The following is a 22,857-nucleotide window of genomic DNA, read 5'->3' on the forward strand; positions in this document are numbered from 1 at the left end:
GCTACTATTCTTGTGATTTCTCATCGGAGTATATGTTCCAAGGACCTTTTGATCAACGGGTACCGTACTATAAAACGTCTGTCTTCTTCATGAGGCCAGGCGTTTTTGGCTTGGGATTCATATGATTAGAAAGTCTGAAGATTTAATCATTCCGTGGAATGTTATCCTCCATCTCAACATATAGATGATATAAATGGGACAAAGGAGAGGGTACGGGTGAGCAACGCCAGAATGACGTTTCGCTTCGGAGATCAGGAGTCGGACAAGCTGGAAAAGCAGGGGATGACGGCATCCAGTACACTGGTCACAATGAACGAAAATTTGCCTAATACAGTACAGTCGTTGCCGAAGCCTGAACCAGACACAAACAACACCTCTAGTTCATCAATGGCAGTAGAGGACATGCCTATGGATTGGGGAGGGACGATTCTGGCAGATGCTTCCCGTTCACCCCATACAAACTACGCCTCAGATCGGAATATGCAGGATGATAAATATGAATTTGATTCGGAAAGAAGTCAAGATCTGGATCAGGGCCATAACTGGATGATCGAATCGGAGAACTATTCATATAAACGAAATCGTCCTCCCAGAGGCTGGAAGATGATCGGCTCTGTTTCAGGGGCATTGGTAACCGGAGCACTGTTCGGTATGGTTATTTTGTCCCTTTTTAACAAGGAGAACGTGGTGAAACCGGATGAAATGCTTCCTGTGAATCAGAGCATTTCTACTGTGTCAGGTCAGGAGGGGGAGGCCGGAACAGCAGGGCAACTTGAAATTTCATCTGCAGGCGGTACATATTATGCCCTACAATATGGAGTGTTTAGTTCTCCGGAGCGAGCGGAACAAGCGAAGCTTGAACTCACCCAAACGGGCTTAGCTGCGAGTTCGGACCCTGAAGATGGCAATCGCGTATATGCCGGCATCTCTGCGGATCGTGAGGAGGCCAAGCTCCTCAGTAGCAGACTAAAGTCTCAGGGAGTCGAATTATATGTCAAAGAGATCGTCAATCCGGCGGTGGATCCGGCGATCTTTGGTAATAAGCATGAGGACGTTGCTCTTTTCTTCAAAAACAGCTCCGCGCTTATCGATCAGTTATCAACACTCTCGATCCAGCAATTGGGTCAGTCAGTACAAGCAGCCATTTCACCAGAGATGATGGAAGCGCTACAGACGCAGCATCAAACGTGGTTGACCGGCATAAAGAGCCTTGCGCCTGGAATGGCGGTAGACGTTCAACCGGTTGTGACCAGCATGGAGAAATCGATGAACAGTGCGATAACAGCCATTGCAGAGTATAATAAAAATCCGGACGCTGTTCACATGTGGGCGGTACAGTCAGATTTGATGGAGTATGTGCTCCAACAGAAAAAGTGGCTTGAGTCTATAAAGCAATAAAGCTCCTATTCCCATAACAACGCCTCAAAACTCCTATCCGGCAAGGAACTGGAAATAGTTCCCCCTGCCGGATTTGTGTTTGTATTGACGTACAAAACCCCGTATAATAATGTGGGTGTCAAAAAATGGCGAGGGAAGATTAACCGATGAAAAAAAACTTCGGCGTGTTATTATTGTTTCTGCTGCTTGGCTGGATGGCCGGAGCGTGGATCGCCAAGGCACTGCAGCCTGTTAAAGCTGTAGCCTTTTTAACCAAGGTCACGACGATTCGCTGGTCGCCCCAGGCTGATCTCGATATTTTCAGTTATGACCTTTCATTTCAATTTCAAATGAGCCTCCTGAGTCTGATTGGTATTATTGCGGCTGTGTGGCTGTATCGCAGACTATAGGAGAATGACGAATGTTGACCAAAAAAATAAACTAGTGACATCTATTATTGTGATTCGGACAGATGTTGCCGTAGTATAAGGAGCCGTTAATGTCGAATAACACAGAACAGCGCCCGATTATTCTGGCCTCCACATCGCCGCGGCGCAAGGAACTGATCGCGTCACTCCATTTAGCGTTTGAAGTTATACCGAGTTATGCCGATGAGAATACACCATTAGACTGGACCCCAGAACAGACCGTGCAAGAATTGGCTCTTCGCAAGGCGCTTGCTGTGTATCGTGGACTGGAAGGTAGCAGTAAGGATGCCATTATCGTCGGCAGTGATACCGTTGTTGTGCTTGACAATGAGATTCTGGGCAAGCCTGTGGATGAGTCTGATGCTGAGCAGATGTTGTCACGTCTGCAAGGACGGGAACATCGTGTGTTTACGGGTGTTGCTTGTATCGATGCAGCTACCGGACATTCGGTGGTGCATTATCGTCAGACGGATGTAACGATGAAGGAACTGTCTGAAGCTACGATTCGTGCGTACGTGAAGACGGGAGAACCTTCAGACAAAGCAGGGTCATATGCTATTCAAGGCATTGGCGCTTCACTGATCGACCGCATTGAAGGATGTTATTTTAATGTGGTAGGCTTGCCACTATCTCTGCTCAGTGACATGCTGGAGGGATTTGGCGTGTACGTGTTGCCACAAACATAATCAAAACGGATGCTGTGAAAAGAGGGAACGTATGGAGTCGCCTCAATACATGATGCGCGACATCCCCCAGGAAGATCGCCCGAGAGAACGCATGATGGAATATGGGGCGGGCGCCTTGAGTCATACCGAATTGCTTGCTATATTACTTCGAACAGGAACGAGACAGGAATCCGCCATGCATATGGCACAGCGGATACTGAATCAAGCAGGTGGCATCCGTTCGTTGATGGATCTGAGCCTTGAAGAGATGACAGCTATGAAGGGCATTGGACAAGCCAAAGCGGTTCAGCTTAAAGCAGGTATTGAACTGGGCCATCGGATTGCCAAGAGTCGGCTTGCTCCATCGACATCGATCCGTACACCGCGTGATGCTGCGGATATTCTAATGGAACAACTGCGTTATTTGCAGAAAGAACATTTTGTGTGTCTTTTTTTGAATAGCAAAAATCATATCATAGCTCAGGAAACACTCTCCATGGGCAGCCTGAATGCTTCAATTGTACATCCGCGTGAAGTATTTCGTGCCGCCATCAAATGTAGCAGTGCCTCAATTGTGTGCGCACATAACCATCCCAGCGGTGATCCAACGCCTAGTCCGGAAGATATTCAGATAACCAAAAGACTGATTGAAGCCGGCGCAATCGTGGGCATTGACGTTCTGGACCACCTTGTTATTGGTGATGGAACATACGTAAGTTTGAAGGAGAAGGGCTTGGTATAATATAATGGTTGGCGTTGATGTTTTCCTATGAAATGATAACGGACGTGTCCGTCAAAGATATGTTCACTTTACTTTGCAGATTCAGATTCAAAATACTACATGCGAATATTAGCTCCACGGTTTCGTGGGAATGAAAGTTATGCTCTTGTAATGAAACAGGAGCAGCAATATGAGGCAGAAAAGGAGAATACGTCATGTTTGGTGGTTTTACGAAAGATTTGGGTATTGATTTGGGGACAGCGAATACGCTGGTTTATGTACGTGGAAAAGGAATTGTGGTGCGCGAGCCTTCGGTTGTCGCACTGCGTACGGATACAAAAAGTATCGAGGCTGTGGGTGAGTCCGCTAAAAAAATGATTGGACGTACACCTGGCAATATCCGCGCTATTCGTCCAATGAAAGATGGCGTAATTGCTGACTTCGATACTACTGCAACGATGATCAAATACTTTATTCGTCAGGCACAGAAGCAACGCTCTATGTTTCAGCGTCATCCTAACGTGATGGTATGTGTACCATCCGGAATTACGGCCGTGGAACAACGTGCAGTTGAAGATGCAACCAAACAGGCAGGGGCACGTGAGGCTTACACGATCGAAGAACCATTTGCAGCCGCTATTGGTGCAGATCTGCCCGTATGGGAACCGACAGGCAGTATGGTCGTTGATATTGGTGGAGGTACAACTGAAGTGGCAGTCATTTCTCTAGGTGGTATCGTAACCAGCCGTTCGGTGCGTGTAGCAGGTGACGAGATGGATGAATCCGTGATTCAGTACATCAAACGCCAATACAATCTGATGATCGGTGAACGTACATCCGAACAGTTGAAGATGGATATCGGTTCAGCTATGCCGCTGGAACAAGTGGAAACGATGGAAATCCGCGGACGTGATCTGGTAACAGGTCTGCCGAAGACGATTACCATTACTTCTGATGAGATCAGCGAAGCTCTGGCAGACACCGTGAATGCTATTGTTGAAGCGGTAAAAGTAACACTTGAGAAGTGCCCTCCTGAGCTTGCAGCAGACATTATGGATCGGGGAATTGTCCTGACAGGCGGCGGAGCTCTGCTTCGCAATCTGGATAAGCTGCTTGCTGGAGAGACAGGAATGCCTGTCATTGTTGCGGAGAATCCGCTGGATTGCGTAGCGATCGGCACAGGTAAAGCGCTGGAAAATATTCATATGTTCAAAAGCAGAAGCAGTTCAGCAGTTCGTTCCAAGCGTTAATGGATTGCTTGCCGTCTGATCCTTGATTGGCCGGCAACACTTCAATGTAGAGTACCCGGATATCCCGGGAGAGCTATAACCCGCTTAACAGGGGAGGATCGATTGATATTCTCGCAGGGACTTCAGGTCTGATGTCTCCCCACCGGGCTGGGCTCGGAAGAGAATAATGGATGTTAGAGGGTGTTGGAACTGTTTAAACTGCTTGGCAACAAAAGACTTTTTGTTTTGCTGGTGGGCCTTGTTACATTTATCGCGCTGATGGGCTTTACGCTTAGTCCGCGAGCCAATTTATCCTGGCCGGAGAAATTCCTGAAGGATTCAGTTGGATTTGTACAATACGTATTTTACAAGCCCGCTTCTTATGTAGCGGGCTTTTTCAAAGATGTGGCGAACATGCGTGCGGTATACGAGGAAAATGAAGAGCTTCGCATCGCGATGGGACACTATACACGTGACCGATTGAAATACAATGACTTAGAGCAAAAAAACAAGCAACTCGAGCAAGCGCTCAATTTTACAAAAGAACAACAGAATCGATACAATTATGGTTCTCGAATTGCCCAAGTAATAAGTGCCAATTCCGATCCGAACAGTAGAACGATTAACATAGACATCGGGGAGAATGCAGGCATCAAACCAGGTATGGCTGTTACATCACAAGAAGGTTTGGTTGGGGTGATCAGCCATGTCAGTTCGTATACATCAACGGTGAACTTGCTAACTTCAATGGATGCTAATGACCCAACATCGAATGCGATTGCGGCTACGGCTGTAGGCAAAGAGAAAGTGTTTGGTATGATCGAGAGTTATGATCCGAAGAGCGGTATGTTAAAGATGACCAAGATTGCAGAGGATTCCAATATCGCAAAAGGTGATGAAATTATCTCATCTGGTATCATCAACAATTTTCCAAAGTACATGCGTATTGGAGAAGTGAAAAGCGTCGAGAAGAGCGAATACGGTTTAACACAGACGGCTACAATTAAACCCTATGCCAACTTCCTCGATTGGAAAGAACTGATTGTGATCATTCCGCCTGAGGTTAAACAATAATGGTTACGCGCAAACAGGTTCTGTTTCTGTTACTGTTCATTCTGTTCATTGCTGAAGATACGATTCTGCCGCAGATCATTCCTTCAGCCTGGCAAATGCGTATATCAGCCAACCTGGTTTATATCGTTATTTTATTTTTTGCTGTGTATTATCACAGGCATACAGCCCTTGTGCTCGGCATATTATTTGGACTCTTGCATGATGTCGTCTTCTACGGGGAGATGATTGGCCCTTACGGATTCTCCATGGGATTATCTGCTTATATGATGGGACTTATATTTCAAGCACCGCGTGCACCGATGCCCATCATGGTTTCAGTTGTCCTGCTTGGAAGTTTGCTGAATGATACAATGTTATTTTTCTTATACAAGCTCTTCCAGCTCAATCATGTGACCTTTGACTGGGCACTGATTGAATACATGATCCCTAATCTGTTTGTTCACTTTGTGTTTACCCTGATCATTTATGTGCCTCTGCGCAAACAGCTGGAGAAGATCGGCACACCTAAAAGTAAAGCAGATGAAGCTTCCTGATGACATTTATGGAGCGAGAAGCAGGAACTTGGGAACCGGGGCACGAAATGTAATGAGATGGGAGGGACAGGCTTATGACGGTAAAATCGAATCACGTAACGATTAAAGGCATCCGAGACGGCTTGGTTTTCCTGTTGGACGATCAATGTGAATTCGAGGAATTGCTCTATGAGCTCCGCTATAAGCTGGAACACAGCCATCAAAACATTTTGACCGGACCGATTGTTCATGTGGATATCAAACTGGGAGCGCGAGAAATTACGGAAGATCAGAAAGAAGAGATTCTGGATATATTGAAGCAAAAAGGGAATCTACTGATCCGATCCTTTGACTCGCCTGCACTTGTACAGGAGGTCAAAGGTCCCCCGCCGATTGTGACGATGTGCGGCATGGTACGATCAGGTCAGGTGCTTCATCATGAGGGGAATCTCCTGTTTCTCGGAGATATCAATCCAGGGGGCACGGTGACGTGTACTGGGGATATATATGTTTTGGGTTCACTCAGAGGTATGGCTCATGCCGGAATCAGCGGGGACGAAGAGGCTATTATCGCAGCATCGGTATTTGCGCCAACACAGTTGCGTATTGCCGATGTAATCAGTCGTCCTCCAGATGAATGGGAGAGTCATGAAACCGGAATGGAATTTGCTTATTTGCAGGACAATCAGATGCAGATCGACAAGATGAGCAATATCGTTCGGTTGCGCCGAGATTTTAATGTGTTTAAAGGAGTGTAGCTCATGGGAGAGGCGATCGTGATCACTTCGGGTAAAGGCGGTGTGGGTAAGACGACCACCTCGGCAAACATCGGGACAGCCCTGGCGCTGCTTGGCAAAAAGGTTTGTTTGGTCGATACCGATATCGGCCTTCGTAATCTGGATGTTGTGATGGGACTCGAGAACCGCATTATTTACGATCTGTGCGATGTTGCGGACGGCCGTTGCCGTTTGAATCAGGCTTTGGTAAAAGACAAGCGTTTCGAAGAATTATACATGTTGCCTGCAGCGCAGACGAGAGACAAAAACTCTGTATCGCCAGAACAGGTGAAAGATATCATCCTGGAACTCAAAAAAGATTTTGAATACGTCATTATTGACTGCCCGGCAGGGATTGAGCAGGGATTCAAAAATGCAGTAGCAGGAGCAGATCAGGCCATCGTGGTCACTACACCAGAAAATGCAGCAGTGCGTGATGCGGACCGTGTCATCGGCTTGCTGGAGAGTTCACACATTCAGTCTCCTAAGCTGGTAGTGAACCGGATTCGCAACAATATGGTGAAGTCAGGTGACATGCTTGATATCGATGGTATTTTACAAGTACTTAACATCGACCTGATTGGCATCGTGCCAGATGATGAACTTGTCATCAAGGCTGCCAATTCTGGCGAACCTACAGTGATGAACCCAGATTCACTTGCAGCCATTGCTTATCGCAATATTGCAAGACGAATTTTGGGAGATACCGTGCCATTAATGCAGATGGAGCAGAAGAAGGGCGCATTTTCCCGTTTCAAGAAATTTTTCGGGATGGGTTAAAGGGTACTTAGAGCGTGAAATAAATTTAGTTAAATTGAACTTCAAGTAACAGCCGGGGCAGCGTGTCCGGCTGTTTTTTTGTGTATGCCTCGTTTACTCACTGCTCACAGGCATTGCTTTGTCGTACAACTCCTACATGGCAACATGGCATCTGTGAAGCTGGAGCTTTATTTTGGTTTTGGGTCCAGGATAGTATGGAGGCTTGTTCATATTCTTTGCTGTTGATTCATAGGATGTAGTAAACAAGCCTCAGCGGGAGGACATGGCATGAATACAAAACGGAGAATCAAACAGAGACGAGAAGAGCGGATACGGCGGCTTATGGATGGGGCAGTGCAAGAAGTGTTGCAAGAACAAAAGCCGGTTTTTCGATGGGATCGTGTAAGAGAAGGAGATCAGGGCAGTGAAAGAGAGAGAAATGCAGACATAAGCATAGACGGAAGTAAAGATCAAGGTAGAAATAGCGAGTATGATGAAACGAACCGGCAGAAGCCGTTTGTTTTTGTAGAGGAACCAGCGGAAAGAGACCCGGAATGGTTGTGGAAGAAGGAAAATGGACATTTCGGCCCTACAGGGCGTTCTGGTTTTAATTTGATTCGATCGTTCCTACGGCGTACGGTAGTCAGTGCAGTACTATTTGCAGGCGTGTGGGGACTGTTTCAATTAAATGCATCATGGACGATAGCACCTAAAACCGTTATTGCTGATGTACTTCATAACGATATGGATTTTGCTGCGGCTACGGCATGGTATGAACGGAATTTCGGTGGGACACCTTCTTTCCTGCCGGTACTTGGACATACCACTGATGTAGTAAACGGCTCAGGAATCCGGCAGCTTCTCGGTAAACCAATTTCAGGTACGGTCGTTCAGCCATTTGCTTTAAGTATGAAGGGGATTGAGATTGTTCCAGATGCCGCTACTACAGGAGGGCTCGTGCAAGTCGTCAGCTCAGGTGCTGGGCGTGTGCTTGAGGTTCTGGGGGATGCAACCAGCGGGTATACCGTCGTTATCCAGCACGCTGGTAAGGTGACCGCCATATACGGCCGGATGAACGAGAGTGACGTTCAGGTGAATGATTGGGTCGAAGCGGGGAATGTGGTGGGACGCTTAAAGGGTGGAAGCACGGATCAGCCTGCTACGCTTTATTTTGCGATAAAAGAAGGAGAAGAGTACGTAGACCCTGCGGAAGTCGTTGCCCTTGATTAGGGTGTGGGGAGTGCGAATCTCGCTTCATCCGTTTTTTGTCATCATCATGATGACCTCCCTGCTAACTGGACATTTTATCGAACTGATCACGCTGTTTGCCATCGTATTTATTCATGAATGCGGACATGCTGCCGCGGCGGCCCTTCTGGGCTGCCGTGTATTGTCTATACAGATGCTTCCGTTTGGGGGAGTGGCTGTTATTGAAGATGGAGGCAAACTGACGGCTTACCGCGAGATTGTCATTGCCTTGGCTGGACCGTTGCAGAACATTATGATGGTCGGCATAGTACTGCTTCTAAGCCGATTTCAGTTGGGGGACCCACTGTTTCTGGATTATATAATCCAAGCCAACCTGCTCATTGCTTTGTTTAATCTGTTGCCAGTACTGCCTTTGGACGGGGGAAAGATCGTTCAGGCGATTGTCAGCCTGTGGGCTCCTTACTATACTACACTCATGTGGACTTATCGCATCAGTATCCTGTGTAGCGCAGGGGTTATTTTGGTTGCGATTAGCCGGTGGCTTTCCGGCGATTACGGGCTACCGTTGAACCTTTTATTAATAGGCCTTTTTTTGTTTTACTCCAATTTTACCGATTATCGGAACGTGCCTTATCGTTTTATCCGTTTTCTGATGAACCGGGAAGCTGTTTTTGTACGGTATGCAACTACAGGTGGCTTGGCCCAACCGATAATCTCGTTCCCAGCGAAACCTTTGGACACTATTTTGCGTCTATTAAAAAGGGAACAGTACCATATGGTATACGTGATGAATAAGCAGGGACGTATCCTGGCGGTTTTGCCTGAACAGAGAGTGATTGGCTCGTACTTTCAACAAAATACCGATAAATTGTGAAGCCTACTGATGAACCTGCTCTCAAACGGGGTAATACATTTATGATCGTTATTGCCTATAATATGAAATGGATGTGGATAAATTGAAGGGTCTTCTAGAGGTGAAGCCATGAAACAAATGATTGTACATAATGAACATAACCTCATGCAAATGGCGCTTCTGGAAGAAGGCAAAGCTGTGGAGTTCACGGCAGAGCGTACACGCGAGCGCGGGTTGCTAGGTTCCTTTTTCAAGGGACGGGTAGTGAATGTGTTACCGGGTATGCAGGCTGCCTTTGTGGATATTGGTCAAAGAAAGAATGCGTTTCTGTATGTGGATGATGTGCTCCACCCCCATCTGGAGAAGCAACCTAAAATAAAACCTTCCATCTCGGAGTTGCTGCGTCCGGGTCAGGAATTAATTGTACAGGTTCTGAAGGAACCGGTAGGAAGCAAAGGAGCCCGGGTGACGACTCATTATTCACTTCCGGGCCGTTGGCTTGTCTACATGCCTGTAGCGGGTTATGTGGCTGTTTCCAAAAAGATTGCCCGGGAGGGGGATCGTTCCCGCCTCAAAGGGATGGGAGAGCGGTTGCTTCGGGACGAAGAAGGGCTGATTATTCGTACCGTATCTGCGGAAGAAGCGAATGAGGCGATTCAGACTGATTTGGAGGCATTACGAGCTCAGTGGCTTCTGATTCGAGAAAAAGCAGACAGTTTGCCTTCTCCAAGCTTGTTGCACCAAGACCAAAGCATGATTCAGCGAGTGATTAGAGATGTGTATACTCCTGGTAGTGACGAGGTGATCACGGATAGTGAAGGACAGGCTCGCGTAATACGGACGTTGCTTGAAGAGATCTGTCCAGGGCATGAGCCTCGAGTTCAGGTGTATTCCGGAACGGAATCTATCTTTGATGCTTACGGTGTACAGGAACAGCTGAACAAAGATTTTGCCCGCAAAGTTTGGCTACCCGGAGGTGGGTATATCGTTATTGATCATACCGAAGCGCTGACCGTGGTTGATGTGAATACAGGCAAGTATACCGGAGCAGGTGGAGACAGTCTGGAAGAGACGGTAACCGAAACCAACATGCAGGCTGCAGTGGAGATTGCCCGGTTAATGCGACTACGGGACATTGGCGGCATGATTATCGTTGACTTCATCGATATGGAAGAGGCATCGAATCGGCATGATGTAGCGTCTGTGCTGGAGCAGGAGCTACGTAAGGATCGGACCAAAGCTTTTGTAATGGGATGGACGAAACTCGGGTTGCTTGAACTGACTCGCAAAAAAGTAAGAGAAGAAAGTACCTTGCCCTACGTGGAAGCTTGTTCTTCCTGTCATGGCACGGGGAAAAGATATATTTCTCCTTTGCATTGATTTTTAATATACTGCGTGATATAATCATCAAGTATGTGTTTAAGCCTATTGGTCTTGCACATGCTGTAACCGCACTGACCAGGTTTAAGAACAGTTCCGCAAGGTACTGTCACCTGAGAACGGGCGAGTCTGAGACATGAGGAGGTGCAAGGCAAATGTACGCAATTATTGAAACAGGCGGCAAACAGTACAAAGTCCAAGAGGGCGATGTTCTGTTCATCGAGAAATTGAATGCGAACGACGGCGAAAGCGTAACGTTCGACCGTGTCCTGGCTGTATCTAACGATCAAGGTTTGACAGCAGGTACACCATTGGTTTCCGGAGCTACTGTAACGGCTAAGGTTGAGAAACATGGCAAAGGTCAAAAGGTTGTTGTATACAAATACAAACCGAAAAAGAACTACCATGTGAAGCAAGGTCACCGTCAACCGTACACTAAAGTAACTATCGAAAAAATCAAAGCGTAAGAAGGTGCGATAAGTGATTATCGTTCAAATCTTTCGTGATGAGGACGGGAACATCGAACGCTTTTCTATCGAAGGGCATGCCAATTTTGCCAAGCGTGGAGAAGATATCGTATGTGCCGGGGTATCTGCTGTTACAGTAGGTACAGTGAACTCGATTGAAGCATTAACTGGTATCGAGATGGATGCCAAGATGAAGAATGGTTTTTTAAGCGGTTCTTTACCGGTGCTGGTAAAAGGGGAAACTTTTTCTCAGGTACAGTTGTTGCTCGAATCCATGGTAGTTATGCTCTCTAATATTGCAGAGTCATACGGGAAGTATATTCAAATACAGCAACACCAATAAGCAAAGAAGGAGGAAAACCAATCATGTTGAAATTAAATCTTCAGTTGTTCGCATCGAAAAAAGGTGTAGGTTCCACGAAGAACGGACGTGACAGTAATGCACAACGTCTGGGTGTTAAACGTGCAGATGGCCAAACTGTAACTGGTGGTAGCATTCTCGTTCGCCAACGCGGAACGAAAATTCACCCAGGAACAAACGTAGGTATCGGTAAAGATGACACTTTGTTCGCGAAAATCGACGGCGTTGTTAAATTCGAACGTTGGGGTCGCGATCGCAAAAAAGTAAGCATCTACCCTGTAAACGTTGCTCCAGTAGCAGCTGCAGTAGAAGCTTAATATCGGCATTCCGCCTAAGGAGCCTTCGGCATTTTTGCCGGAGGTTTTTTGCATTCTGCGACTATTCGATAATGAACTGGCAGAAAAGACATGTTATACTTGGTTACGGTGGGTTGAAACCAACCTAGTTTGGTAGAACGGGGAGAAGCCATGAAATCCTGGAAAAGAGTGCCGTGGATTGCGGCATGTTCACTTGTGATTCCTTTGGTTTTCGTTATGTTGTATCCAACGTCTTTTGCGAGCGTTGTATGCGCATTTTGGTCCGTCGCAGTGATGTTGGTATCAGGATATGCGATGAAAAAGCAGGCGGAGGCGGAACGCAGAATCATCATTCAATCCATGGAAAAAACAGCAATAGCTTCATTAAATCATCATCGGCATGACTGGATGAACGATCTCCAAGTGTTATATGGATATCTTAGGCTGGGCAAACTTGATAAATCCCTGCAATGTGTGGAAAGAATAAAAGAGCGGGTAACGGAAGAAAGCCGTATATCTAAATTAGGTATACCTTCTCTCGTCTTTTATTTGCAATCTTTTCGGGCCAGTGGAGCTGCACTGGAATTGCATGTGGAAGTAGAAGAAGAGCTGCAGCTCAGTGCTCTGGTCTCTCCCGAGGATGGCGAGTCGCTTACGGGGGCGATTGCGGATGCAATTCGGGCCTATCAGTATGGCGGTGGCCGGTCGTCTTGGGGAGAGGTACGCAAACTGACCTTGAACTTCGGACAGGATCACGGAGATGTCGTCGTCCGGTTGGACGGAGATCAAACCCCGGATCCAGAAACGCTGCGGCAATTAACAGCTGTACTCAAAGGTAAAAAAGTCAGAACGGAGCAGCTTCCGTCTGGGGATACGTTTGTACAATTCAGAATGCCTTGTGGAATATAGGAAGAAGGGGTAACCAATGTTTGTTGATAAAGCGAAGATTTATGTAAAAGCAGGAGATGGAGGAGACGGTATCGTCTCTTTCCGTCGTGAGAAATATGTACCGGAGGGTGGCCCTGCCGGCGGCGATGGCGGCCGGGGAGCCGATATTATTTTCCGGGTAGATGAAGGTCTGCGGACATTGATGGACTTTCGTTATCAGCGTCACTTCAAAGCCCCACGTGGTGAGAAGGGACGTAACAAAAGCCAGCATGGTGCCAATGCAGAGAACATGATTGTGCGTATCCCGCCGGGTACGACGATTGTGGATGAAGACAGTGGCGAAGTGTTAGCTGATCTAACGCGTCACGGGCAGCAGGTGGTTGTAGCCAAAGGTGGCCGCGGCGGGCGTGGTAACATCCGCTTTGCAACGCCAAGAAACCCGGCACCTGAACTTGCCGAGAACGGTGAGGAAGGCGAAGAGCGTTATATCGTGCTTGAGCTTAAAGTCATGGCGGATGTGGGACTAGTCGGGTTCCCGAGTGTGGGTAAATCTACGTTGCTGTCCGTTGTATCTGCTGCCAAGCCGAAGATTGGGGCATACCATTTCACAACCATTACCCCTAACTTGGGTGTCGTTGATGTGGGTGAGGGCCGCGGTTTTGTTATGGCCGATTTGCCGGGTCTGATTGAAGGGGCACATGAGGGTGTCGGACTGGGACATGAGTTCCTGCGACATGTTGAGCGAACGCGAGTTATTATTCATGTTGTGGATATGTCGGGTTCTGAAGGGCGCGATCCTTTCGAAGACTGGCAGAAAATTAATGATGAGCTGCGACTATACAATCCGGTGCTTGCCGAGAGACCGCAGGTTGTAGCTGCGAACAAAATGGATATGCCGGATTCCGAAGCTAATCTGGAGCAATTTTTGCAACAGGTTCGTGAAGTGAAGCCAGATATTGAAATCATGCCTATTTCGTCGCTGACTCGTCAAGGTATTCAGGAACTGTTATACCGAGCGGCTGATCTGCTGGATCAGATTCCGGATGAGCCTGAGGTAGAAGAAGTAGCCGATCTTTCCGAGCGTAAAGTATACAGTTTGGACAAAAAAGAGGACGAAGGTTTCCGTATTGTGCGTGAGAACGATACATTCATTGTGGAGAGTGTCAAGATTGATCGCATGATGAAACGGATGCAGTTGAATTCACACGAGGCTATTCTGAAGTTGGCGCGTACACTTCGTCACATGGGTGTGGATGATGAGCTTCGTAAACGTGGTGCCGTGGAAGGTACGATTGTGCGTATTGGAGATTTTGAGTTTGAATTTGTGGAAAGCAGCAGTTACTACTAAGCCGCTAGGCCAAAAAAATTGTGAACATCATCGGCTGATGATTGCTTAATAAAAATGAGAAACGCAGTGAAGCGGGAAGTTACCGTGAGGCTGCGTTTTTTTTGTTTGTTTTCTGACATGAGAAAGAGAAGTCTGTATAATGTGAGAAACAGTTTTTGAAAAATAGACATGTCACGTATTGCCCTTTTGTGATTCATCCTATATAATGTCCACTATATGAATACATGAGTCTTTGAGGAGAGGACGTTCTGTGAATGAACGCTATTACTTAGTACGGGAAGATATTTTGCCTGAAGCTGTGGTAAAAACGATGCAGGTGAAAGAGCTGCTTGCTTCCGGTGATGTTAAAACAGTGCATGAGGCCGTCGAGCAGGTCGGATTAAGCCGAAGTGCCTTTTACAAGTACAAAGATGGAATCCATCTGATCAATCAGCTGGAGCGTGAGCGAATCGTAACGATCTCGATTGACCTGGAGCATCAGTCTGGTATTCTGTCTCGTGTGCTTGGACATTTTGCAGGTTATGGAGCCAACGTGCTTACGATTAATCAGAGTATTCCGCTTCAGGGCAGAGCCAATGTTGTCATTTCCGTGGAAACGACGCATCTGCATGGAGAGATTGGAGAAATGCTGGATCGAATGCAAGATATGCCTGGGGTGAAGCGTACACGGATCGTAGGCCAAGGTTAATCGGGCTTAGAGAATATAGGATTAGACAATAGGGGGTAGGTCGTTAGTGAAACCGGTAAAAGTCGGATTGTTGGGCCTGGGCACGGTTGGAACGGGCGTTGTCCGAATTGTGGAAGGGAATCAGGAGGATTTGAGCAGCCAGGTGGGGTCGCCAATTATCATTGAGAAGATTGCAGTGAAGAACACGGAGAAGGATCGTGTTATTCCTATTGACCGGGCGAAGCTAACAGAGAACCCTTGGGATGTCATTCGTCACCCGGACATTGATGTTATCGTTGAAGTGATGGGCGGCATCGATCAGACGAAAGAATATATTCTTGAGGCATTGGAACGTGGGAAACATATCGTAACAGCGAACAAGGATCTTATGGCATTGCACGGTTCAGAGATTCTGGCTAAAGCGCAGGAAAAGCAATGTGATGTGTTTTATGAGGCCAGTGTGGCTGGAGGCATCCCGATCATCCGCACGCTGATTGAAGGTTTCTCTTCGGACCGGATCACGCGGATTATGGGGATTGTGAACGGCACAACGAACTATATTTTGACGAAAATGAGTCAGGAAGGCGCATCCTATGAAGAGGTGCTAGCGGAAGCACAAGCTTTAGGGTACGCGGAAACAGACCCGACCTCAGATGTAGAAGGACTCGATGCTGCTCGAAAAATGGCAATCTTGGGTACCCTCGGTTTCCGGACGAATGTGGAATTGAAGGATGTTACCGTTAAGGGGATCTCCTCCGTCACGCGTGAAGATATAACGTATGCTAAAAGACTGGGATATGAGTTGAAGTTACTTGGCATCGCAGATCGCATCGATGATGAGATTACGATTAGTGTGCAACCAACGATGGTGAGAAAGAACCACCCAATCGCATCGGTAAACGGTGTGTTCAATGCAGTGTATGTACACGGTGAGGCGGTAGGCGAGACGATGTTCTACGGAGCAGGGGCGGGTGAATTGCCAACAGCCACTTCCGTAGTTGCTGACATTGTTGCCGTAACGAAAAACCTCAAGCTTGGTGTAAACGGATTAAAAGCAATCGTGCCATATAAACAGAAGAGACTGCAGAGTGATGAGCAGATTTTTTCGAAAAATTTTATATTACTGCACGTGGACGACAAAGCAGGGGTGCTGGCGCAGATTACGCAGATTTTTGCCGAATATGAAGTCAGTCTCGCTTCTGTTGTGCAACAGCCGAATGAGCACAATCCAGACGCTGAGATCATTATCGTTACACATAATGCAAGTAAGGCGAGCATGGACAAGGTGCTTAAGCATTTTGAATCACTCAACGTGATTCGCCGCATTAAGAGTGTTTATCGTGTAGAAGGTTAGTTGTTGAGTCATTTTAAAATATAATTAGTTTATATTTTTGTTTTGCAAGCAAATCATCATTTCATGAATCTAGATCATTAAACCTAAAGGAGTTTACCCACAATGAGATATCAAGGATTACTGCAAACTTACAAAGAACACCTTCCAGTCAATGAAAATACGCCACAGCTTACACTTCAGGAAGGAAATACGCCGCTGATTCATGCAGAGAATCTGTCGAAGGAACTCGGATTGAATCTGTATTTCAAATATGAAGGCTTGAATCCTACAGGTTCTTTCAAGGACCGCGGAATGGTTATGGCTGTTGCCAAAGCAATGGAAGAAGGCAGCCGTACGATTATGTGTGCATCTACTGGTAATACATCCGCAGCTGCTGCAGCCTATGCCGCACGTGGTGGGTTGAATTGTATCGTATTGATTCCAAATAACAATATTGCATTGGGTAAACTCGCTCAAGCGATGATCTATGGTGCCAAAGTCATCGCGATCAATGGTAACTTTGACCGTGCCCTTGAGATTGTACGTGAAATTACGGCTAAACACCCGATTACACTCGTAAACTCTGTGAATCCATACCGGATTGAAGGACAGAAGACAGCTGCTTTTGAATTGGTTGAGCAATTGGGAGATGCACCGGATGTTCTGGCTATTCCGGTTGGTAACGCGGGTAATATTTCAGCATACTGGAAAGGCTTTAAAGAGTATAAAGAGGCAGGGAAATCGAACACATTGCCGCGTATGGTCGGGTTTGAGGCAGAAGGAGCTATGGCAATTGTTAAGGGAGAACCCATTCTTGAGCCAGAAACTGTAGCTACAGCGATTCGAATCGGTAACCCTGCCAGCTGGAAAACAGCAGTGGCTGCAGCTGAAGAGTCAAATGGTCAGATTAACTACGTTACGGATGACGAGATTTTGGCGGCATACCGCATCATTGCGGCACGTGAAGGGGTGTTTGCTGAACCGGCTTCTGCTGCATCCGTGGCTGGTGTGTACAAATTGCATAGTGAGGGCTACTTCAAAGGCGGAGAAACGGTTGTATGCGTGTTAACAGGTAACGGCCTGAAAGATCCGAATGTAGCAATTAAAACGGCTGCTGTGGAGCCGCTGGTCGTTGAAGATACAGAAGAGGCAGTTATGGCAGCTATTGCCCAACTGGAACAACAGTCTGTATGAGCTTGCGTGATAAAGTAACCGTAAAAATCCCGGCAAGCACAGCCAATCTGGGTCCAGGGTTTGATACCCTGGGCATGGCCTTGTCTTTGTATGCCTGGCTTGAGATCAAACCGGCATCTGAGACCACATTTCATCTGTATGGAGAACATCTAACGGGCTTGCCTTCGGATAAATCAAATCTCCTTTATGAAGTTGCACAAATGGTATTTGGTGAGGCAGGAGTCTCTGTGCCTGAGCTTGAATTTTCGATGTATTCCGACATCCCCCTCACTCGAGGCCTTGGAAGCAGTGCATCAGCAATTGTTGGTGCGCTTGTTGGTGCCAATGCATTGATCGGCAGTCCGTTATCTAATGATAAGCTGCTAGACATGGCTACAGCACTGGAGAAACATCCAGACAACGTTGGTGCATCGTTATATGGGGGTATCATTACAGCAGCTTGGGATGGTCAACGCGTCGACTATCTTCGCATTGAGCCTCACCAGGATTTGCAGGCTTTGGTTATCGTGCCAGACTTCCAGTTGTCCACATCTAAAGCGAGGGATATCGTTCCCAAGCAGTTTGGCATGCCTGATGTCGTACACAATGTGAGTCGTTCTTCATTGCTCGTTGCTGCATTAGCCAGCGGGCGACTCGATATGATCCAAAAGGCGATGTCGGACCGGATTCACCAGCCTTATCGTGCCTCGTTGGTACCCGGCATGACGGAGATTTTAGATCATGCTACTGAACATGGTGCACTGGGTGCTGCGCTAAGCGGAGCTGGACCAACTGTTCTTACACTGGTAGATCGTCACGATACCCGGAAGGAAGAACTGGAACAGTACTTGCTGGGTATTATGAAGCAGGAGGGAATCGCGGCCTCTGCCTTATGGCTGGACCCGGACCTGGACGGCGCCCTCATACTGCCGGATCAAGATGAACGTCCTTTTTTGGACAGGATCAAAGGGGAAGTTAACGCATGAAACGAATTGCAGTTTTACCAGAAGGATCAGTCTCACACGAAGCAATCGATTTTCTTTTCGATGGGGAAGCCCTCGATTTGCAGCACTCCAAACTCATTTCGGACATTTTTCGTGCGGTTGATAGCGGGAGTGTGCAGTACAGTGTGATTCCGATTGAAAATACAATTGAAGGCTCCGTTAGTCTGCATATGGACTGGCTTGTCAATGAAGTGGATATCCCAATGCAGGCGGAGTGGGTGTATCCCTCCATCCAGAATGTTATCGGACATGGGAATGAATTTGTCACGGACGATGGCACATATGATTTTGGTAAAATCACCAAGATTCTATCCCATCCTGTGGCCATCCCGCAGTGTCAGAATTTTATTCGGCAACATTCACCTGATGCAGATCTTGAAGGCGTGAACAGCACAGCTGAAGCGGTGGAGATCGTGAAAAAAAATCCAGGTAAGGGCTGGGTAGCAATCGGCACGAAGCTGGCTGCGCAAAAGCATGGTCTCGATATTATGGCTGAACGTGTGACGGATCATGACAATAACTACACCCGTTTTGTACTAATTGGCCATGAACCGGTCGATATTCCGCGTGAACCGGATCATGTGAAGACAAGCTTGCTTGTTACATTGCCTGAGGATGCACCGGGTGCACTCCATCAGGTGTTGTCGGCTTTTGCATGGAGAAAGCTGAATCTGACCCGTCTTGAATCTCGTCCAACGAAGAAACGTTTGGGCAGTTACTATTTTTACATTGATGTGATTGAAACGGTCGATTCCGTATTGCTCACGGCAGCCATGGCCGAAATCGAGGCTTTGAATTGTCAGGTTCGTGTTCTTGGTAGTTATCCATGTTATACATACCCTTCACGGAAATAACCGGTAGTGGTTGGATAATGAATGCAAAGAGATCATTCGGCGTCTATGTGAAATAAGAGAGTTTTTCCGTTATTTTTGTTGTAAAATGGACAGGTTCATTATGTTCCGGAAATATAGGAAATGCATATTTAATGGAGGTGCAGTTAGTCATGGCAGAACAATGGATCTATTTGGATGGTCAGTATGTAACCAAGGAAAATGCAAAAGTTTCGGTGTATGACCATGGATTCTTGTACGGAGATGGGATCTTCGAAGGTATTCGGATTTACAATGGAAATATTTTCAGATGTAAGGCTCACTTGGATCGCTTGTATGATTCGGCAAAATCCATCAGTTTGAACATTCCGCTGTCCTACGATGAGATGCTTGAAGTGATGGCTGAAACGGTACGCCGCAATGATATGCGTAACGGTTATATTCGTCTGATCGTTTCACGCGGACCAGGGAACCTGGGCCTTGACCCGACGCGTTGCCCTAAAGCTTCCGTGATCATTATTGTAGAACAGCTAGCAATCTATCCGGAAGAAGCGTATCTTACTGGATTGAAGGCCGTCTCCGTATCCCAGCGTCGTAACATCCCGGATGCGTTGAATCCGAAAATTAAATCCCTCAACTATCTGAACAACATCCTTGTCAAATTGCAATCGAACTTTTCGGGTGCAGGTGAGGCTATTATGCTAAACTCGCAAGGCTACGTAACCGAGGGCTCAAGCGATAACATTTTCATTATCAAAAATGGTGTGGTGTATACTCCGCCTTGTTACCTTGGAGCACTCGAAGGCATCACCCGTCAAGCGATTATTGATCTGTGCGGGGAGTTGGGTATTGAGTTAAAAGAAGTGCCTTTCACGCTTCATGATGTGTACATTGCAGACGAAGTATTTTTCACAGGCACGGCTGCGGAGGTTATTGCGGCTTGTGAAGTGGATGGCAGAACAATTGGTTCGGGTGTAGCGGGTCCGGTTACATTGCAATTACTTGAAGCTTTCCGCCAGATTGTTGACAAAGACGGCTACAAGGTGTGGGAATAATCACTACGTCGAATTGAATAAATAACAGGAATTCTCCTTGTCCGATAAAATGTAACATGCCTCGTGTATGTGGGATTTTAGAAGGCGGGAGGATTTTTTTTGTTCAAATGATGTCATTAGCCCGGTTGTTGCATAGGATGTAGTAACGGTATGGGCGAATGTACTGCCCAAGTATGACGTCTAGGAGGTTAGTTCCCTGTGAAAATACACATGGTGAAAAAAGGCGACACCTTATATCTGCTGTCCCAAAAATACAATGTTGCACTGGACAAATTGATTGCGGCCAATCCGCAGATCGCAGATCCCGACAAGTTGGATATTGGTATGAAGGTCAAAATTCCCACGCAGCCGGTAACACCAAAGCCAGAGGGCGTACTGCACAGTCACAAGGTAGTACAAGGAGATTCGTTATGGAAGTTGTCACAAGCTTGGGGAGTTCCGTTGAAAGACATGATCAATGCGAATCCGCAATTAAAGAATCCAAATGCTCTTCTGGTTGGAGAGACCGTCTATATTCCTTCCATGCATACACAAGGTAATCAGGCCGCGAATACCCAAATGGGGAATATGGGTACGCAAGAAAAATTATCACCTGAAGGCAAAGAGTATACGGGTGTAAAAGAAGAAACGGCACCTGTTGTACCAGCTCCTCCACCGCAGGCAGTTGAAACGCCAGTACCTGTCCCAGCATCAGTGCCTGTTGCACCGGCTAAGCCCAATATCATGCCTGAATTGGAGGCTTTGCCTCAGTTACCTGTAATGCCTGAAATGAAGCCTGAGAAGAAACCAGACAAGAAAGAGGAGATGAAGTCTGAAGTTCAAGTCCAACCTGTAAACGAAGCAAAAAAACCTCAAATGCCTAATCTTTCACCTGAAGTGATGCCTCTGCCTGTAATGCCTAACATCGAACCGGCTGTGAGTGTTGAGCCATCGGTTAAGGCGCCGTGTGGCTGTGGCCAAAAAATGCTCCATGCTCCGATGGAACATCCTTATATGCAGGTGCCTGTACCTACACAAGAGGTATACGCTGTTCAGCAAAACAACATGTATACGGCAGGGATGGCCAACAACTCTCCTTTCCCTGGTGTTCAGGATGTTGGTGCTTATAATATGGGTAGCATGCCAAATAGCCCATGGATGGGAGCAGAACAGACTTTTAATCATAATAACGTAATGCCAAATATATCTCCTGAGATGACGAATAATGCATTTCCAATTTCGCCAGCAGCTCAAATAAACAGTCCTTTCCCAAGTATTGCAGCTGCAACGAACCAGATGAACAATCAACCGCCATTTATTTCTCCGTACTCCATGCTTCCGTACCCTCCATGCGGATGTGGATCGCATACACATGCTCCTCAATATACTTATCCTGCGTATGGTTATCAGGAACCAGCTTGGGGAATGTATGGTCACCCGAATGGTATGCCGCCTGAAATGTCCACATCTGTTATGCCAAATCATCCGATGGAATATGCTTATCAAAATCCGTATCCGGCTCAAAATATGGTTCCGCCATCTCCGCTTGGTGCTTTTGGAGAGATGTACCCTTCTCAAGTCCATGATGCCAACAGTGGGAAAAAGGGAGGGCGTGACAATGCGAACTTAAGTCAGGCCGCTTTTGAAGAGGTTGATCCGGAATCTGACGCGAAACCGAAATCAACGCCGTCTAAAAATGGAACGGCAAAACGAAGAACAAGTAAAACACCTGCGAAAAGTAAATCAAAGGTATCTGTGTCTGGAAAATCTGCTAGAGAAAATACGACGTCAACGAATTCACAAAAACCAGCCAAGAAACGTCGTAATCCCTGGATTCAACATTAAGAGTAATCTGAAATAGAATGATGGTTGTTGCGAAAAGGTCAGTTCAATAAATTAGAACTGGCCTTTTCGCTTGAGCAGTTACAACGAGAATAGACGATGTGTTTGAAATGATGGAGGTGTCGAATAAACAAAATATTGCTGATAACGTTTGAAAGCCCGTTCAAAAATATGTTATAATATGTATGCGCTTTAATTTCAGGTTGAAACTAGCTTTGAATTGAAGTGTACATGCAAAACTCTGTAGAAATAAAACTATAATTCAAAAAACTCTTGCATTAATTTTGGCCATGTGTTACATTATTTAAGTCGCCGCTGAAACACGTTGGTGACTAAATAAGAAGTTTGATCTTTGAAAACTGAACAACGAGTGAGTAAACATTCTGCTTGCAGAATGACGTGAAGGTTTTGGTGCATGCTATCTGGCTGTATGAAAACTGGAACACAAATGAGATTTTAATCTCGTCAGATTCAAAATGAGCTTATCGCTCTTTTCAATACCCCGATGAGTTACACAGCGTTTAACGACGCTGCGAAATTCATCTTTATTGGAGAGTTTGATCCTGGCTCAGGACGAACGCTGGCGGCATGCCTAATACATGCAAGTCGAGCGGACTTGAAGAGAAGCTTG

The 22,857-nt window shown here is 46.6% G+C and carries 24 protein-coding genes, 1 rRNA gene and 1 other annotated feature; all 25 genes read left to right on the forward strand.

The window, feature by feature from the left end:
• The first annotated feature begins 216 nt into the window (after positions 1-216).
• Positions 217-1,398: an SPOR domain-containing protein gene (locus J2T16_RS20830; protein WP_499019162.1), complete on the forward strand. Its 1,182-nt coding sequence runs from the start codon at positions 217-219 to the stop codon at positions 1,396-1,398.
• Between the two features lie 146 nt (positions 1,399-1,544).
• Entirely contained in the window at positions 1,545-1,787 is a 243-nt protein-coding gene (locus J2T16_RS20835; protein ID WP_090919108.1) for a DUF4321 domain-containing protein, read from the forward strand.
• Between the two features lie 89 nt (positions 1,788-1,876).
• Entirely contained in the window at positions 1,877-2,491 is a 615-nt protein-coding gene (locus tag J2T16_RS20840) for a Maf family protein (RefSeq protein ID WP_339832258.1), read from the forward strand.
• 31 nt (positions 2,492-2,522) lie between these two features.
• Positions 2,523-3,212: a RadC family protein gene (gene radC / locus J2T16_RS20845; protein WP_090919105.1), complete on the forward strand. Its 690-nt coding sequence runs from the start codon at positions 2,523-2,525 to the stop codon at positions 3,210-3,212.
• 194 nt (positions 3,213-3,406) lie between these two features.
• A complete protein-coding gene (locus J2T16_RS20850) occupies positions 3,407-4,441 on the forward strand; it encodes a rod shape-determining protein (protein ID WP_090919103.1) in 1,035 nt (344 codons plus the stop codon).
• 180 nt (positions 4,442-4,621) lie between these two features.
• Positions 4,622-5,494: a rod shape-determining protein MreC gene (gene mreC / locus J2T16_RS20855; protein ID WP_090919101.1), complete on the forward strand. Its 873-nt coding sequence runs from the start codon at positions 4,622-4,624 to the stop codon at positions 5,492-5,494.
• The gene (locus J2T16_RS20860) at positions 5,494-6,027 is read left to right on the forward strand and encodes a rod shape-determining protein MreD (RefSeq protein ID WP_090919098.1); all 534 of its coding nucleotides are present in this window, start codon (positions 5,494-5,496) and stop codon (positions 6,025-6,027) included. Before mreC ends, J2T16_RS20860 begins: the two co-directional genes overlap by 1 nt.
• A 74-nt stretch (positions 6,028-6,101) precedes the next feature.
• Entirely contained in the window at positions 6,102-6,764 is a 663-nt protein-coding gene (minC, locus tag J2T16_RS20865; protein WP_090919095.1) for a septum site-determining protein MinC, read from the forward strand.
• Between the two features lie 3 nt (positions 6,765-6,767).
• Positions 6,768-7,562, forward strand: coding sequence for a septum site-determining protein MinD (gene minD, locus J2T16_RS20870; protein ID WP_090919093.1), 795 nt, complete (start codon positions 6,768-6,770; stop codon positions 7,560-7,562).
• A 267-nt stretch (positions 7,563-7,829) separates the two neighbouring features.
• Positions 7,830-8,771: a peptidoglycan DD-metalloendopeptidase family protein gene (locus J2T16_RS20875; RefSeq protein ID WP_499019164.1), complete on the forward strand. Its 942-nt coding sequence runs from the start codon at positions 7,830-7,832 to the stop codon at positions 8,769-8,771.
• A complete protein-coding gene (locus tag J2T16_RS20880) occupies positions 8,764-9,624 on the forward strand; it encodes a M50 family metallopeptidase (RefSeq protein WP_336122794.1) in 861 nt (286 codons plus the stop codon). Before J2T16_RS20875 ends, J2T16_RS20880 begins: the two co-directional genes overlap by 8 nt.
• Before the next feature lie 108 nt (positions 9,625-9,732).
• Positions 9,733-10,983, forward strand: a complete 1,251-nt coding sequence (locus J2T16_RS20885; RefSeq protein ID WP_336121988.1) for an Rne/Rng family ribonuclease — start codon at positions 9,733-9,735, stop codon at positions 10,981-10,983.
• Positions 10,984-11,040: 57 nt separating this feature from the next.
• Positions 11,041-11,124 (forward strand) — a sequence feature (ribosomal protein L21 leader region).
• A gap of 14 nt (positions 11,125-11,138) precedes the next feature.
• The gene (gene rplU, locus J2T16_RS20890; RefSeq protein ID WP_090919085.1) at positions 11,139-11,450 is read left to right on the forward strand and encodes a 50S ribosomal protein L21; all 312 of its coding nucleotides are present in this window, start codon (positions 11,139-11,141) and stop codon (positions 11,448-11,450) included.
• A gap of 13 nt (positions 11,451-11,463) precedes the next feature.
• A complete protein-coding gene (locus J2T16_RS20895) occupies positions 11,464-11,793 on the forward strand; it encodes a ribosomal-processing cysteine protease Prp (RefSeq protein WP_336121989.1) in 330 nt (109 codons plus the stop codon).
• A gap of 23 nt (positions 11,794-11,816) precedes the next feature.
• Complete coding sequence (rpmA, locus tag J2T16_RS20900; RefSeq protein ID WP_017692622.1) at positions 11,817-12,128, forward strand: 50S ribosomal protein L27; 312 nt, start codon at positions 11,817-11,819, stop codon at positions 12,126-12,128.
• A gap of 150 nt (positions 12,129-12,278) precedes the next feature.
• Positions 12,279-13,016: a Spo0B domain-containing protein gene (locus tag J2T16_RS20905; protein ID WP_221786622.1), complete on the forward strand. Its 738-nt coding sequence runs from the start codon at positions 12,279-12,281 to the stop codon at positions 13,014-13,016.
• Between the two features lie 16 nt (positions 13,017-13,032).
• Positions 13,033-14,343, forward strand: a complete 1,311-nt coding sequence (gene obgE / locus J2T16_RS20910; protein WP_499019166.1) for a GTPase ObgE — start codon at positions 13,033-13,035, stop codon at positions 14,341-14,343.
• Positions 14,344-14,593: 250 nt separating this feature from the next.
• Positions 14,594-15,031: an ACT domain-containing protein gene (locus J2T16_RS20915; protein ID WP_110898886.1), complete on the forward strand. Its 438-nt coding sequence runs from the start codon at positions 14,594-14,596 to the stop codon at positions 15,029-15,031.
• Positions 15,032-15,077: 46 nt separating this feature from the next.
• Entirely contained in the window at positions 15,078-16,364 is a 1,287-nt protein-coding gene (locus tag J2T16_RS20920; protein WP_221786623.1) for a homoserine dehydrogenase, read from the forward strand.
• A gap of 102 nt (positions 16,365-16,466) precedes the next feature.
• Entirely contained in the window at positions 16,467-17,537 is a 1,071-nt protein-coding gene (gene thrC, locus J2T16_RS20925) for a threonine synthase (protein WP_221786625.1), read from the forward strand.
• Positions 17,534-18,502: a homoserine kinase gene (gene thrB, locus J2T16_RS20930; RefSeq protein ID WP_221786627.1), complete on the forward strand. Its 969-nt coding sequence runs from the start codon at positions 17,534-17,536 to the stop codon at positions 18,500-18,502. The genes thrC and thrB overlap by 4 nt, the downstream gene beginning before the upstream one ends.
• Entirely contained in the window at positions 18,499-19,374 is an 876-nt protein-coding gene (pheA, locus tag J2T16_RS20935) for a prephenate dehydratase (RefSeq protein WP_154890957.1), read from the forward strand. The genes thrB and pheA overlap by 4 nt, the downstream gene beginning before the upstream one ends.
• Before the next feature lie 149 nt (positions 19,375-19,523).
• Positions 19,524-20,405: a branched-chain-amino-acid transaminase gene (gene ilvE, locus J2T16_RS20940; RefSeq protein ID WP_090919067.1), complete on the forward strand. Its 882-nt coding sequence runs from the start codon at positions 19,524-19,526 to the stop codon at positions 20,403-20,405.
• 198 nt (positions 20,406-20,603) lie between these two features.
• Positions 20,604-22,229, forward strand: coding sequence for a LysM peptidoglycan-binding domain-containing protein (locus J2T16_RS20945; RefSeq protein WP_499019167.1), 1,626 nt, complete (start codon positions 20,604-20,606; stop codon positions 22,227-22,229).
• 542 nt (positions 22,230-22,771) lie between these two features.
• Positions 22,772-22,857: ribosomal RNA gene (locus J2T16_RS20950) — 16S ribosomal RNA — on the forward strand; the annotation flags it as partial.

The sequence above is a fragment of the Paenibacillus intestini genome (genome assembly GCF_030803945.1).
Classification (GTDB): Bacteria; Bacillota; Bacilli; order Paenibacillales; family Paenibacillaceae; genus Paenibacillus; species Paenibacillus polysaccharolyticus.

Coding starts and splice junctions, on each gene's coding strand:
- J2T16_RS20835 (WP_090919108.1), top strand. CDS start 1,545: ATGAAAAAAAACTTCGGCGTGTTATTATTGTTTCTGCTGCTTGGCTGG.
- J2T16_RS20840 (WP_339832258.1), top strand. CDS start 1,877: ATGTCGAATAACACAGAACAGCGCCCGATTATTCTGGCCTCCACATCG.
- radC (WP_090919105.1), top strand. CDS start 2,523: ATGGAGTCGCCTCAATACATGATGCGCGACATCCCCCAGGAAGATCGC.
- J2T16_RS20850 (WP_090919103.1), top strand. CDS start 3,407: ATGTTTGGTGGTTTTACGAAAGATTTGGGTATTGATTTGGGGACAGCG.
- J2T16_RS20860 (WP_090919098.1), top strand. CDS start 5,494: ATGGTTACGCGCAAACAGGTTCTGTTTCTGTTACTGTTCATTCTGTTC.
- minC (WP_090919095.1), top strand. CDS start 6,102: ATGACGGTAAAATCGAATCACGTAACGATTAAAGGCATCCGAGACGGC.
- minD (WP_090919093.1), top strand. CDS start 6,768: ATGGGAGAGGCGATCGTGATCACTTCGGGTAAAGGCGGTGTGGGTAAG.
- J2T16_RS20875 (WP_499019164.1), top strand. CDS start 7,830: ATGAATACAAAACGGAGAATCAAACAGAGACGAGAAGAGCGGATACGG.
- J2T16_RS20885 (WP_336121988.1), top strand. CDS start 9,733: ATGAAACAAATGATTGTACATAATGAACATAACCTCATGCAAATGGCG.
- rplU (WP_090919085.1), top strand. CDS start 11,139: ATGTACGCAATTATTGAAACAGGCGGCAAACAGTACAAAGTCCAAGAG.
- rpmA (WP_017692622.1), top strand. CDS start 11,817: ATGTTGAAATTAAATCTTCAGTTGTTCGCATCGAAAAAAGGTGTAGGT.
- J2T16_RS20905 (WP_221786622.1), top strand. CDS start 12,279: ATGAAATCCTGGAAAAGAGTGCCGTGGATTGCGGCATGTTCACTTGTG.
- obgE (WP_499019166.1), top strand. CDS start 13,033: ATGTTTGTTGATAAAGCGAAGATTTATGTAAAAGCAGGAGATGGAGGA.
- thrC (WP_221786625.1), top strand. CDS start 16,467: ATGAGATATCAAGGATTACTGCAAACTTACAAAGAACACCTTCCAGTC.
- thrB (WP_221786627.1), top strand. CDS start 17,534: ATGAGCTTGCGTGATAAAGTAACCGTAAAAATCCCGGCAAGCACAGCC.
- pheA (WP_154890957.1), top strand. CDS start 18,499: ATGAAACGAATTGCAGTTTTACCAGAAGGATCAGTCTCACACGAAGCA.
- ilvE (WP_090919067.1), top strand. CDS start 19,524: ATGGCAGAACAATGGATCTATTTGGATGGTCAGTATGTAACCAAGGAA.